We start from the raw sequence: 13039 nt of genomic DNA on the forward strand, positions 1-13039 counted from the left end.
AGTACTTGGTGTTTTTGTTCTCTTTAAGGCATTGTTAGGGCGCTGTTAACGCATTTGATAAGGGATATTTACCCAGCCACAAACAGGACCGCAAGGGTCTTGTTAAAGAAAAAGTGAATTTTTAACGGGCTTTTAAGGGTATTGTTGCAGAAAAGTCGCGCTATTTATACGCAGTGCGCATACCACACAACGCGGCCCAATATCTGCACCCGGCTGGCGGGCAGTGTGCAGGCAGAAAACCGCTTGTTCTCGCAGCTTATCTGCACCAAGGGGCGGCCTTGGGGGTCAAACGTGCGTTCTGCCCAGCGGCACACCACGTTTTCCCCATCAAACAGCACAAAAAGCCCCGGTTCGGCCATGGTGGTGCGCCGTGTATCCATCAGCAGCGTATCACCATCGCGCAGCATGGGTTCCATGGCTTGGCCCTCTACACTTAAGGCGCGCAAATTTTCTGCGCGGGTGTTCAGGCGTTGGGTTATCAGGCTTTCTTCAAAATATTTGGGGCTGCCCAGCATCTGCGCTTCATCATACCGGCCAGAGCCTGTGCCGCGCTGCGCCAAAAACGGCACCATAACATAGCCCGGCGGCGCGGGGGCTGGCGGCGGGGCAGAAAGGGGGGGGGGCGCCCTACGCGTTGCAGATGCAGAAGAATGGTGCAACCGCGTGCGCGTGGGGGCTGTGGCAGGTGTAAACGGTGGGGGCAAATACGGGGTGCGGCGTTCACGCAGCATCAGCCCCGGCTGGGCGTGGTCCACCCCCGGAAAAAGCAGATCCCGCGCGGTGCAGCCCAACACTGCGGCAATGCATTCCAGTTTTTCCCCACCCGGATTACGAGATTTCCCCTTAAGAATATCGCGCACATAGGTATCGCCCACCCCCGCCTTGCGGGCCAGTGCCTTTTGGGAAAGCCCAAGCAGGGCCATCCGGCGTTCCAGTTCATCTGCCACAGGTGATCTTGTCATTGCCTGTGCACTATTCCATGCCGGGGGCGCGGGCGCAAAAGGGGATATATCACAATTTTTGGGTTGACGCTGCGGGAGTGGTCACCATAGCGTCCGGGGCAGGCCATGTTTTGGTGGTGTAAATGGCCAGCCACCCCGCAACCACGGATACCCCATTATGCCTGCTTCCGGTTCCAATGTGTTTGGAATTTTACCAAATAGCATTTCAAATCATAATGTTTTGCAGTTTCCTAACCTGCTGCGCGCACCCAAAAGGGGTGGGGTTATGCCCACCCATGCGCCCGTGCTGCACCCGGCTGCACAAAAGGGGGGCACCCCAGCCCTTAAGGGAAAGAAAGGGCAGGGGAAAAACGTTTCCAAGGCGTTAAAATGGTGTGACACATCACAACACCATGCCGAATCCACACCGGCGCTGGTGCTGCCCGCACAAGGCGGGGTAAACGCACAGGCCTGCCAGCAGGCGCAGCGGCCCGGCACATCTGCGCAGGTGGTGGCCAACATGGTGGGGCTACGGCGCAAGGGCTATTCCTTCCGGCGGATCGGGCGGGAGGTTGGCCGCTGCATGGAGGGCGTGCGGCAAGTGCTGATGCGGTATGAAGATGCCCTAACAGCCCAAGCCCCCGCCCATGCGCCCCAACCCAAAGGCTATGCCGAACTGGTAAGAGACCCCGAGCCCCTGCCCGCAGGCCACCCCATTGCCATGCGCGGGTTATGGAAGGGGCTGGAACGCTGGCAGCCCACGCAGGCGCACGCCACCCCCACCACGTGGCAGCAGGATGAGGCCGCATTAGCCCAAGCCCTGTTGTGGAACGGAGGAGCCGCCTAATGCCGCGTTCCGCTGCTTCATCCCCCGCAACACCCGCGGCCACACCCGCCAGCACGCGGCGCAGATGGTCCAAATTTTGGTGGCAGGACCATGAGCGGGATCCGGCTTTGCGTTTGTGCTCCTTGGCGGCGCAGGGGCTGTGGATGCGCCTGTTGTGCCTGATGCACGAGGCCGAGCCCTACGGGCATTTATGTGTTAACGGCAAACCCCTGCACCCGCGCCAGATTGCCCAGATGGTGGGCGTAAGCCCCCAGCAGGTGCGGCGCTATATGGCAGAGCTGCAAGATGCGGGCGTGTATGCCACCACGGCGGAGGGTGTGCCGTATTCTCGCCGTTTGGTGAGAGACCGCGCCGCATCCGATGCCGGGGCCGCATGGGGCCGCACAGGTGGCAACCCGCAGCTTAAGCCCGAGCCTCCATCATCGGGGGCAGAGCAGGGGATAACGCCTGCGCCCCGTGCTGCGGTTATGCTCCAAGAAGCAGAGGCAGAAACAGAAGCAGAAGCAGAACATCCCCTCACAAAGTTCGGGCCGGACACGGATGCGCGCACGCATCTTTTTAAATCTGGTCTGGATTTTTTAAAAAAAGCCACAGGCAGGCCGGATCGGTCCGCCCGTGCCATTCTGGGCCGCTGGCTCAAGCTTGCGGGGGATGATGCCGCCGTGGTGCTGAACGTGCTGGCCGAATGCGCCACGTTCAATCCCGCCGAACCCGTGGCGTGGATAGATGCCACCCTGCGCACTCAGTTGCAGATGCGCCCCGCCCCAGAACCCACCAGCCCGCACGCGCGCCGTATGGCCGCGTGGGATGGCGTGCCGGATATGGAGGGCGTGTAAAACATGCCGCAGCTTTACAAGGCGCAGGCAGCGGGCGCGGCATTTGCACGGGGTGCGCCCACACAAAACCCCGCAACGCAACAGGCGCAAGCCCCGCATAATGCGGCAACACGGCCCCCACAGGGCAACGCATATTGCGGCCCGATCATGCGTGCAGAAAATGCCAAGCGCGTGCCACAGCCCAAGGGTGCAGGTGCAATAACGCCCACACCCCACGCAGGCGGTTACACCCCCGCGCCGCCCGATGTGCAGGCGCTGTTTGCTGCAAGGCGAGAGGGTGTGGCGTTAACTGCGCGAGATATGCCGCCCGATGTTGTGGCGCATGTGCAGGCGTGCTGGCAGCGTGTGCAGGTGGCCATGCAGCCCGTAAGCCAACCTGTTGTGGCGGCGTGGCTGAAAAAGCTGGGGCAGCTTGTTTCCAACCCACCGGGGGCGGCGGATGCGGCGGCACAGTGCCGCGCCATTTATGAAGTGTGCGCAGATATTCCTGCCGGGGCGTGGTGCCCGCAGGCGCGTCTGGCATGGGCGCGGCAACCGGCCCGCAATGGTTACCCGGTGGGGGCGCGTTGGCCTGCTCCGGCAGAATTGCGCGCTGTGCTGCTGCCTTTTGCAAACACCATCTGGCGCGATGCCCACGGCTGCAAGGCCCTGCTGGGGCGGCCCACACGCACGCCATAACCCAATAACGCTTTGTAAATACCCCAAAAATACGGAACACACATGAAAAATCAGGCCACAGCCTTACCCAACACATCTGCCCCCGCTGGCCTTGTGGCGCAGGGTGCCCTTAACAGGCCGCGCCGCACGGTGCAGGGGCTGTTGCAGGCAGGGGATATTACGCAAGAAGCCGCCGATGCCGCAGAGCGGTGGTGCCGCAACTACGTGTTTGGCTATTTTGATTATCTGGAACACACAGGCCCCGCCCCACAAGGGCAAACCGTGCGGCATGATGCCGTATCCTGGCAGATGGTGCGCGCACAGGCCATGGGGCGCATTACGGCGGTGCGCGATGCGCTGGGCCTGTGTGCGCACCAGCGTTTACGCATGATGCTGGTGGATGATCTTTCCTTCCGCGCTATGGGGGAGGCATTGTTTCCCGCAATTTCCAGCAGTTCTGCGCAGCGCAAGATAGCGGCGCAATGTGCTTTGGTGCTGGAGCAGCTTGCCGCGCTGGAGGTAACGCTCCGCCGTGCAGAGCAGGCCAAAAAGGCCAGCAGACGCAAAAAGGCCGATGCAGAAAGGAAAGTTTTACAGCCGTAATTTGCAGAGATGCGCCCACGCAAAAAAGAGCCGATGCCCACGCACCGGCCCTTTTTTGCAAAGCACATGCAGTGCTGTGCGGTTTTTTACGCCAGCGCGGCTTTGGCCTGTGCGTTATGCGCGGCCACAGTGTAAGCGCCTGTTGCCAAAACCTGCACATGCAACTGGCAAAGCCCCTGCAATGTAGCAGGCAGAGGCAGCTTGGCATGGCCGTTTGTCCAACGTGCCTGCCCAGATACTTCTACCGCGTGCCAGCCTTCCAGCGTATCGGTTGTAAGATGTGCCGTTACAGGCTGGTGCGTGCCAGCAGATGTAATGCTGATATGCCCAACAGCCACACCCAGCATGCGCCGATCATCTACAAACGGGCCTTCTGCATCGCACGGGCGGAATGTGCGCGAGACCAGAGAGATGCTTTGTGCCCCCTGTGCAGAAAGCATAAAGGTGTACATGCCGTTTTCATGCCGCAGCGGGTGCACCGTATGGCCCTGTGCGGTTACCAGATGCAGGTTGGGCTGTGCAGATTTTTCTGTGCTTTGCGCCGCGGTGTTTGCATAAAGCGTGCAGCCACGTTCTGCCAGAGTGCGAAACAGCGGTTCTACAAATGTGCGGCTGGTTTCCAGCTTTGCGGCGGCATCCTGCGCCCAGCTTTTTACTGCGCCGCCAATGCGTGCCACGGGGCCTGCCTGCGTAAAGCTGCTGCGGTTGCCTGTATCCAGATAGCTTTCTGTTAGCATACCGTTGGCCATGATAATGGCGTGGCCTTCGGTTTCAATATGGTAGTAATCGTAACCGGCAAAGCTTGTGTCGTACACAATGGATGTGCCGTTTACCAGCATGCGCGCAGGCACAAACCGGCCTTGCAGATACAGGCAATGTTCTGGCGTAATCAGCAGATCTGCTTCGGGCACACCGGCGGCAATGGCGTTGGCGCGCACGCGCACGGGGTAGCCTGCCAGATCATCTGCCGCAGCGGGGTTGGTGCGGGCCTGCGCCTTGCCTGCCCATGTAATGCGGCGCGCAACGGGCTGGCCATCTGCTGTAAATGCAAGAACTTCCTGCCCCACAACAAGGTTTTCTACTGCAACATCACCTTTGGGGGTGCGGATCATGCTGCCGGGCAAAAAGCAAACCAGAACGCCCGTTGTGCCGGTGCTGTTTTGTGCCGTGGCGCTAAGGTAAAGGTTGCCCCCGCTGGTGGCCTGGTAAAGCGTTTTGGTGGCGGGGGTGTAATCTCCATTCACAACAACGCTAATGCCGGTGTTGGTGGTAATGGTTGTGTTGGTGCCATTATATGTGGCGTTTGTAACATAACCAGCGCCGGGAACTTCGATAGTGGCCCCTGCGTTGCTAAAGCCATCAATGTTGGTGAATGTTAGAATTTCTACGCCGCTTGCGGGTGTAACCACCAGCGTGCCGCCGCCACTGCCAAATGTAATACCTGCACCGCTAAGCGCGGAAATTTCGGATTGCTGCACAACACCCAGGTTAAGGGTGCCACCGTTTTCTATATTGTATGTTGTGCCGGTAAGCGCGGTAATAACATTGGCGCCGGTAAGGGAAATAGTGCCGCCATCTGCTGTAAAGGTGGAACCCGTAAGCAGGCCCAGCACGGTAGAGCCAACATTAACGGTAACGTTTGCGCCATCTTCTGCCGTAACGCTGTAGGGGTTAATGGCGCCAATAAGTGTAGGTGCAAAACTAAGCGTAGCTGTAACATTGCTGCCTTCAAATGTAGCATCTGCTCCGCCGAGAGAGACAAGGCCCAAAACCCAACCCAATGGGTAGAGTGTATAGCTGCCGCTTTGGGTGACAGTGTTGCCATAACCATAAAGACTGGACATCGGCATATTCCTAAATGATGTACTGGAAATAAAGAATATTTCTGATTCTTGTATGTATATTATGGGTAAACGCGGATAAGGCGTTACGGATATTTATTTTCATAAATAGGAAACTTTCAGAAAAACTGTTTAAATACGAACAACATTTATAAAATTAAAATTAATACATAATTCAAAATGAACTGTTTTTGGTCCGGATTGTTTCTATATAGCGGAAGCGGTGATATAAGCCGCCGCGAGAAGTTTGGAAGTTTTTTGAATAAATGGGAGATTTTATAAAATTTTATCCCAAGAACTTATCTGCACGCGGAGTAAAATTATGATGATAGGATATGTAAGTGCAGATTGCCCTTTTGTAAGCCGGGATGAGCAAAAAAAGCTTCTGGAAGAATCGGGATGCCGTGTTATATTCAATGGCTCTTTTTCAAAAACCGGATCATGTTTTTTGCAGTTTGTGGCGCGGCAAAAGGCAGGCGTGCGTATTGCCGTGGTGCAGATGGACTGTATTGTAAGCGGCTGGCGGCATTTGCGTGATATTGTCATGCAAGTTCAGAACAGGCACTGCACGCTGGTTTCCTTAAAAGAACCGTGGATTAATACATCTGCCGGGCGTGGTGCGCTTATGCTGGAAATGCTGGGCGGGCTGGAAGAACTTGAAAAACGCTTTATACACCAACGCATGTCTTCTGGCCGGCATAAGGCTATATCTGCCGGGTGCCGCATGGGCCGCCCCAGTAAATTAACACAACAACAGCTAGAGGCCGTGGCGCAGGCGCGCGCTAAAGGCCATACCCTGCGTGAGATTGCCCAGGAATATGATGTGAGTATCAGCATGATTTCGAGGTTATTAAAAAAGTTGCCTCGTAAATCATAAATGATGTGTTCAGGATGATACCCCTTGCCCGTTTTACCGGGCTATTATCCTGAACACATTGTTTGCAAAACCCTTTGCATTACTTGTGGGTTTTGCGAGGCCCATGAAAATCGTGCTTCATATACGGGATGCTGTCCAGAATCTGGATAGACAAAAGCCCCATTTTGTTCTGGCTGCGCTCTGCTGTCATGGGCAGGTGGGCGTGGCCATCTGTCCAGCGGCCGGGTTGGCCATCATGCGCGTGCCAGCCAGAAAGGTCTTTCTCTATATGTGAAGAAATCTTGCGGGGCTTTCTGTTTTCCTGAAGGGTAATTTCCCCCACACGTATGCCAAGCCGCCGTTTGTCCTGCACGTAAGGTGCAATAACATCTACCGGCCTGCTTGCGCGGGTGGAAAGATGCACTTCATGCACGTTGGGCGGCAGCATAAACATGGCCAGATTGTTCTGCTCTCGCATTTTACGAATAAGCTTGCCGGTATCCGTAATCAGGCTGAGGTCATGCTCATGCGTTATTTCGGGCGGGGCAAACAGATCGTGCTTTAGGCCGCGGCTTTGCGCCCGCGCCAAAAGGCGGTGGTAAAGTGCGCCCACAACATCGCGCTCTGTTACCACGGGGGCATCTGTGCGGGTGTGCCAGTGTGTATTGTTGGGGCAGGGCGGCAGCGCGCTGGCTACCAACAGGCCTTCTGCCACAATAATGGCGGGGCCATCTGTTTCTAGCGGGTAGGCCGTGTAGTGCTCGAAGGTGTGATCGTAAAAGATGGAAAGCCGGTTTACCAACAGTGCTGCGGGCACAAACTTGTTTTCAAAAAACAGGCATTGGTCTGGCGTAAGCAGCACATCCTGCATGGGCAGGCCATCTGCAATGGCATCTTGCAGCACGCGTATGGGGTATCCGGCCTCATCTTCTGGCAGGCCGGGCAGCACGCAAATATATTGCGGCATAACCTTGGTAACCGGGGCAGGGGTTTCTGCCATTTCCGGATCATACGTTACCAGCATATGGCCGGGGGTTAGGCTTTGAACAGGCAGCGGCCCGGTTTGCGTATGAATGTTGGTATTATGAAGAACGCCCGGTACAGAGATATCTGGATGGCGTGCGAAAGCGCCATCGGGAAGGGCCTGACCGGATTTGTCGTGAATGTCATGCACAACCGCATGGCGGGGAAGCGCTGTCATTTCTTCCTTCTGACTTACACCACGGAAAAAGGCTTCCGTATCTGTGCTTCTACATAAAATGTTCCTTGATCCTTGCAGAACAAGAAGCATCCAGAATTTTTTTCAAAGCCTGAGGAATAAGGCACGACTGCCTAATGTGTGTAGCAACTGCGTCCATCAGGCCTTGTTTGCGCCATACTGTACCAGCCATAAAAAATTTGCCAAGATATAAAAGCAAATAAACCGGGCCGAGGCTTAGTTTATCATTTTACTATGTTGTGTATATGTAAATTTAACTTAAGTAAAAATACAAATAATCCAAATAAAATTAAAAGGTAATATTTTTATTTATTGAAATTTATACGGATTTTGTTTGGTGCATCCATGAAAAATGCATTTACGCAAAAGATACGCAGAAGCTAAAAATTGGAAAACTAGAAATTATAACAGCAATGTAAGAATTTTTTTCCAATGCGAGGGAATGTGTAAATGTTTATCTAACGTGATTATCAATCTGTTGTATGCTTTGCACACATTATATGCAAATTAAGTATATCTGAAATGCAATTTGGTTATGGTCTGCCAGAACCTTTCCCCCGCACTGTGGCGGGGGAAAGGCCGGGTGTGCAAAATGTTAGTAGATATCGAAATCGTTATTGCCGGTGGAGGAAAAAGCCATGCGGCGTTCTGTAAGATCCAAAATCCACGATGACATGTCCGAGCGGGTGCGCGGCGGAAAGGGCAGCCGCTTGAAGATGGAGCGCATGGAGTAAAACTTTTTATACATCCACTGAATGCGGGCTTCCATTTCCCGGGGGGAGCAATCTTTGGGCCAGATCTGGCAGATTTGGCCGGGCCAGCGGTCAATTTCTGGCGCGTTGATAATACGGCCTGCCTTTTCCATACGGTTAAACAGCGCCGTGCCTTTGGTGGGCGTAAGGATGTTAAAATACGCCGCAGGCACCTTGTGTTCTTCTAGAAAGGAGATAGTGGCACGGTAGATATCGTGGTCTTCATCATCAAAACCAAAGATGAAGTTGAGCGAGTAGCTGATATCGCGCTGGCGCAGGTTTTCGAACATTTCATGGTAGCGGCTGGCTTTGTTCCAGCCTTTGCGCATGCCGTCCAGAATATCCTTATCAATACTTTCAATACCGATATTTACGTGCATCACGCCGGATTTGCGCGCCAGATCCAGAAACTCTTTATCCAGGCACAAATTGGAAGACCACAGGGTAGACCAGCGGATACCCAGCGGCACCAGCCCTTCCATCAGTTCCATGGCGCGGCTTTTTTTGCCGCCAAAGTTGCTTTCACCAAAAAAGAAGTGGCTGCCACGGTTCTTGATCAGCTTCAGCTCGTTCACCATTTCGTCCACCGGGCGCCAGCGGTAGCGGCCACCAAGGTAGAACCGTTCGGAGCAGAAATCGCACACAAACGGGCACCCGCGGGAGGATTGCACGGCAAAGGTGCGGAAGGGGCCAAATTTTTTAAGGTCCAGCAGGTCATACCTTGGGGCGGGCAGGCCGTTCAGTTCCTTAAGGGGGGTGGCGCGGTAAATGCTTTTCAGCCGGTTGGCGGCGGCATCATCCAGCATTTCTTTCCAGATGGGTTCGGCCTCACCCACGCCCACGGCATCTACGTGCTCTGCGGCTTCTTCGGCGTTAAAATACACATGGGGGCCGCCCATAATAACCTTTACGCCGCGTTTACGAAATTCCTTGGCAATATCGTAAGCGCGGTAGGAATGGAGCGTCCAGGCCGTAAGGGCCACAACATCCACCGGCGCATCAAAATCTATATCTTCAAGCTGTTCATCCAGCAGCGTTACCTTCCATTCTGGCGGGGTAAGGGCGGCCAGATACGGCAGGGCAAGCGGCACCATCTGTCGGCGCTTGGTTTTGAACAGCGTTCGGTCCGTGGGGGCTTTATAATGCGTGGGCTGAATGATCAGAAGGCGTAGGTCATTTGCTGGCATGTGGGTATCAGGATCTGCTGTATTAAAAGAAAAAATGGGCAGATGGTGCCCCTTTGTTACGGAATATACATAAGCAGGGGTGGGGGGCTGTCCACCTCCGCTCAAGCATGGCGGATGTGTGCGCACCGTAACCAAACGCAGCCCCCAAGCTGGCCTGCGGGGTGGCGGTATGGCGCAGCGTGCGCTGTAATAACAGGAATGCACGCAGGGCATGGATTTGGCATATCCATGCGTTTCCTGCAATGCGGCGCGGGCGGGCTTTTGGCATGGCTCCTATGCCTGCATGTTGGGGGCTCGGCGTGCCAAGGCCGTGCCGAGGTATGGGGTGGCCATAGGGGCAAAGCCAAGGGTGCTGTAAAACCTGCGTGTAGGGGGTGTTGCAGTTTATATAAGGGGCAATGGGTGGCATGGGCTGGCGGCGTAAAGGGGCAGGATGATTGGGGTTGGCTTTTTTTGGCCTGTTATGCAGGCGGCAGCGCGGGGTAGGGCGCGGTGCGTGGCGCCCTCCGGCACGGTGCGTAGTGCAGCGGGCTATCTTGTGCAGCGCATAGGTATGGGCCAGCGGTTTGCCCGCGTGGCGGCATGGGTGTGGCCCGGCAGTTCTGCCCAGCTTGCAGCCCGCCCCCATGCCGGATGGCGTGCAGATATAGATGGCCTGCGCGCGCTGGCTGTGGTGGGGGTGGTGGTGTACCACGTTTTTCCCGCCGTGTTGCCCGGTGGCTTTGGCGGGGTGGATGCGTTTTTGGTGATCTCCGGCTTTTTAATTAGCGGGCATCTGGTGGCGCATTTTGGGGCAGGGCGGTTTTCTGTGGCGTCATTTTTTGCGCGGCGCGTGCGCAGGCTGGCCCCGGCCTTGCTGGTGGTGCTGGCCGCCACGTTGCTGGCCGGGTGGTTTACCCTACTGCCAACAGAATTTGCCGCCCTGGGGCTGGATGCCGCAGCGGGTGCGGCATCTGTAGCCAATCTGCTGATGTGGCACGCCCAAGGCTATTTTGACCGCGCCGCCGTGCTTAAGCCGCTGCTGCATTTATGGTCTTTGGGGGTGGAGGAGCAGTTTTATCTGTTCTGGCCGCTGGTGCTGGCGTTGGGCTTTGCCGCGCGGGTGCGTGCAGGTGTGCTGGTGGGGGCCACGGGTGCGGCCTGCTTTTTATATAGTCTGGCGTGTAGCGTGTGGTGGCCGGGGGCCGGGTTTTATTCCCCCTTCAGCCGAGGTTGGGAGTTCATGCTAGGCGCAGCCCTTGCCCTGCACGGTGTGGCGCATAGGCCGGGCAATGCCACGGGTGCGGCATTGGCGTGTGGCGCAAGGGCTGGCGTGGGGGGCATGTGGGCGCGGTGTGCTGCGTTTATGCAGGCAAGCGGTGTGCGGCATGGGGCGGCGGTGCTGGGTTTGGCCTGTGTGCTGGCCGGATTTGTGGTGCTGCGGCCGGGGGTGGGTTTTCCGGCTCCGTTTGCTGTGTTGCCCGCCGGGGGCACGGCATTGCTGATTTGGGCAGGTGCTGGCGCGTGGGTGAACCGGCATGTGCTGGCCGCGCGGCCTATGCGGGCGGTGGGGCTTATCAGTTACCCGCTATATCTGTGGCACTGGCCGCTGGTATCTTGGTTTCATATTGTGCGAGGGGCTGGGGTTATCCATAACAGCGCGGGGTTTGCGCTTATAGGCGCGGCGCTGGTGCTGGCGTGGCTTACCACCAAAGCCGTGGAAAACCCGTTGCGCGGCGGGCATTTTGGGCGTGGCAAAACGGTGGCCCTTGTGGGCGGCCTGGCGGCCCTGTGCGCGGTGGGGCTGGTAACGTGGCACATGGCAGGCTGGCCGGGGCGGTTTGCGCACACCCCTGCGGGCACGGATCTGTCTGCTATCAATCTGGCGGTGCGAGATGGCATTTTTGCCCCCACGCCACATATGCGCGTTACGCACGTAAACGGGCTAACAGTGGCCACCCTAGGCCATGCGGGCCGCCCTGTGCTGTTTACGGGGGATAGTTTGCTGTTTCAGTGGGGGCCGCGGGTAGAGGCGCTGTTGCAGCAGGGGCGGCTCAAACACACGGTTATTTTTGTGGCAGGCCCAAGCTGTAGCCCCTTTGTTGGCGAGGTTTACGAAAAATCCTTTGCATATTGCCAGAATATGCAAAACGTGCAGCAACGTATCATCCAACAACAGAATGTGCAGGCTGTGGTTGTGGGGGCGTTCTGGCCACGCGTGCTGTTGCATACGCCGGGCGCGCAGGCCCAAAAACAGGCGGCGTTTGTGCGGGATATCCGCCGCCTTTCGGGCAACGGGGCGCGGCCTGTATGGCTGGTGTTGCCTACCCCGGTGGATGCACGCTTCAGCCCCGATAAACTGGTGGCGCGAAGCCTTGCACATATTGGTGTGAACACCCCCTTGCTGGAACAGGGCATTCCCACCCGGCAACTCCGTAAGGATACAGCAGCCGAGACAGCTTTTGTGCAGGATGTTGCCACGCAAGCCGGGGCAAAGGTGCTGGATGCGTGGCCCGATATTTGCGGCACCGGCCCGGCCTGTGCGGTTGTTACCCCGCCAGCCACCCCCAAATATGCCGATGACAAGCATTTAAGGCCCGGATTTGTGCAACAGCACGCCGCGTTTTTAGATGATGTGTTGGCCCGTTAAGGCGCGTTCCAGCCCAGCCAGAAATCTGGGGCATCGTTCCATTTGGCCAATATGGGGGAAAGGTGCCTGCGGGCCTGAAAACAGCCCATGGCAAAGCCCGCCGTGCCATCGCACGAATCGCTCCGATGGTGCAGCGCGCCCTGCATCCAGAACAATGCGCCGCGTTTGCGCTCACCACTTAAACCGGCAATCCAGCGGTTCCACACATGGCGGGCGTTCTGCCCTTCATGATACGCGGTCATATCCTGTGCGGGGCTGTTGGGCATGGCCATGGCGGGCGGCAGAACGTGGTAAGGCTGCGCCCCCGGTGCAGGTGGGGCGGTGTTAAGCGCATAGGCCACCCCCGGCGGCATGCGCCCACCGGGCGGGGGTTCCAGCGGCACGGGGCCAGCCAGCAGCAGCATGGCAAAACCCGCCGCAGCAATGCCCACCAGGCTTACCAGCCCAAAACGTATGGCGCGGGTTGCATCCGATGTGTGGGAAATAGGCTCAACCGAGACAGCACGCAGCGCTTTTTCTGCTTTTTTCTGGCATCGGGCGCTGCAATACGGCGCGTGGGTGGTGGTGTGGTAAATTCGGTCACACCATGCACAAGCTCTGTCCATGACCTCCCCATCACCCAATCTGCCAAGTATTTCTGTCACGCGCGGCGCACTATATCAGCGTTCGAT

12 protein-coding genes are annotated in these 13039 nt (G+C 56.9%); 6 read left to right on the forward strand and 6 right to left on the reverse strand.

The annotated features are described in order from the left end of the window. Positions 1 to 164 precede the first annotated feature (164 nt). Positions 165 to 962, reverse strand: a complete 798-nt coding sequence (locus ACP7IZ_RS02640) for a LexA family transcriptional regulator (RefSeq protein WP_426847732.1) — start codon at positions 960 to 962, stop codon at positions 165 to 167. Between the two features lie 157 nt (positions 963 to 1119). On the opposite strand from ACP7IZ_RS02640, the gene ACP7IZ_RS02645 reads away from it, so the two are divergent. The 4 genes from ACP7IZ_RS02645 to ACP7IZ_RS02660 all read left to right on the forward strand — a co-directional run bounded on the left by ACP7IZ_RS02645 (position 1120) and on the right by ACP7IZ_RS02660 (position 3884). Then, on the forward strand, positions 1120 to 1788 hold the full coding sequence (locus ACP7IZ_RS02645) for a hypothetical protein (RefSeq protein ID WP_426847733.1): 669 nt from the start codon (positions 1120 to 1122) through the stop codon (positions 1786 to 1788). Continuing rightward, positions 1788 to 2624 (forward strand): winged helix-turn-helix domain-containing protein, encoded by an 837-nt coding sequence (locus ACP7IZ_RS02650; protein ID WP_426847734.1) that lies wholly within the window; start codon positions 1788 to 1790, stop codon positions 2622 to 2624. Before ACP7IZ_RS02645 ends, ACP7IZ_RS02650 begins: the two co-directional genes overlap by 1 nt. Before the next feature lie 147 nt (positions 2625 to 2771). Further along, a complete protein-coding gene (locus tag ACP7IZ_RS02655) occupies positions 2772 to 3302 on the forward strand; it encodes a hypothetical protein (protein ID WP_426847946.1) in 531 nt (176 codons plus the stop codon). Positions 3303 to 3344: 42 nt separating this feature from the next. Continuing rightward, entirely contained in the window at positions 3345 to 3884 is a 540-nt protein-coding gene (locus ACP7IZ_RS02660; RefSeq protein ID WP_426847735.1) for a hypothetical protein, read from the forward strand. An 86-nt stretch (positions 3885 to 3970) separates the two neighbouring features. Here ACP7IZ_RS02660 and ACP7IZ_RS02665 read toward each other — a convergent pair whose 3' ends face one another. Further along, positions 3971 to 5734: a Hint domain-containing protein gene (locus tag ACP7IZ_RS02665; protein ID WP_426847736.1), complete on the reverse strand. Its 1764-nt coding sequence runs from the start codon at positions 5732 to 5734 to the stop codon at positions 3971 to 3973. 313 nt (positions 5735 to 6047) lie between these two features. Here ACP7IZ_RS02665 and ACP7IZ_RS02670 point away from each other — a divergent pair, with 313 nt between their 5' ends. Then, a complete protein-coding gene (locus tag ACP7IZ_RS02670; RefSeq protein WP_426847737.1) occupies positions 6048 to 6602 on the forward strand; it encodes a recombinase family protein in 555 nt (184 codons plus the stop codon). Positions 6603 to 6681: 79 nt separating this feature from the next. On the opposite strand, the gene ACP7IZ_RS02675 is transcribed toward ACP7IZ_RS02670, so the two are convergent. From ACP7IZ_RS02675 to ACP7IZ_RS02685, 3 genes are all read right to left on the reverse strand, one after another. After that, positions 6682 to 7782 carry a Hint domain-containing protein gene (locus tag ACP7IZ_RS02675; protein ID WP_426847738.1) on the reverse strand — a complete coding sequence of 367 codons (1101 nt, stop codon included), beginning with the start codon at positions 7780 to 7782 and terminating at the stop codon, positions 6682 to 6684. 613 nt (positions 7783 to 8395) lie between these two features. Beyond that, positions 8396 to 9739: a B12-binding domain-containing radical SAM protein gene (locus tag ACP7IZ_RS02680; RefSeq protein ID WP_063354855.1), complete on the reverse strand. Its 1344-nt coding sequence runs from the start codon at positions 9737 to 9739 to the stop codon at positions 8396 to 8398. 22 nt (positions 9740 to 9761) lie between these two features. Next, the gene (locus ACP7IZ_RS02685) at positions 9762 to 10007 is read right to left on the reverse strand and encodes a hypothetical protein (RefSeq protein WP_123809127.1); all 246 of its coding nucleotides are present in this window, start codon (positions 10005 to 10007) and stop codon (positions 9762 to 9764) included. Positions 10008 to 10172: 165 nt separating this feature from the next. Between ACP7IZ_RS02685 and ACP7IZ_RS02690 the strand changes: the two genes are divergently transcribed. After that, positions 10173 to 12368 (forward strand): acyltransferase family protein, encoded by a 2196-nt coding sequence (locus tag ACP7IZ_RS02690; protein ID WP_426847739.1) that lies wholly within the window; start codon positions 10173 to 10175, stop codon positions 12366 to 12368. Here ACP7IZ_RS02690 and ACP7IZ_RS02695 read toward each other — a convergent pair. Next, positions 12365 to 13012: a hypothetical protein gene (locus ACP7IZ_RS02695; RefSeq protein WP_426847740.1), complete on the reverse strand. Its 648-nt coding sequence runs from the start codon at positions 13010 to 13012 to the stop codon at positions 12365 to 12367. The genes ACP7IZ_RS02690 and ACP7IZ_RS02695 overlap by 4 nt on opposite strands. Between the last annotated feature and the right edge of the window lie 27 nt (positions 13013 to 13039).

The organism is Acetobacter sp. AAB5 (assembly GCF_050106715.1).
Taxonomy (GTDB): domain Bacteria; phylum Pseudomonadota; class Alphaproteobacteria; order Acetobacterales; family Acetobacteraceae; genus Acetobacter; species Acetobacter oryzifermentans.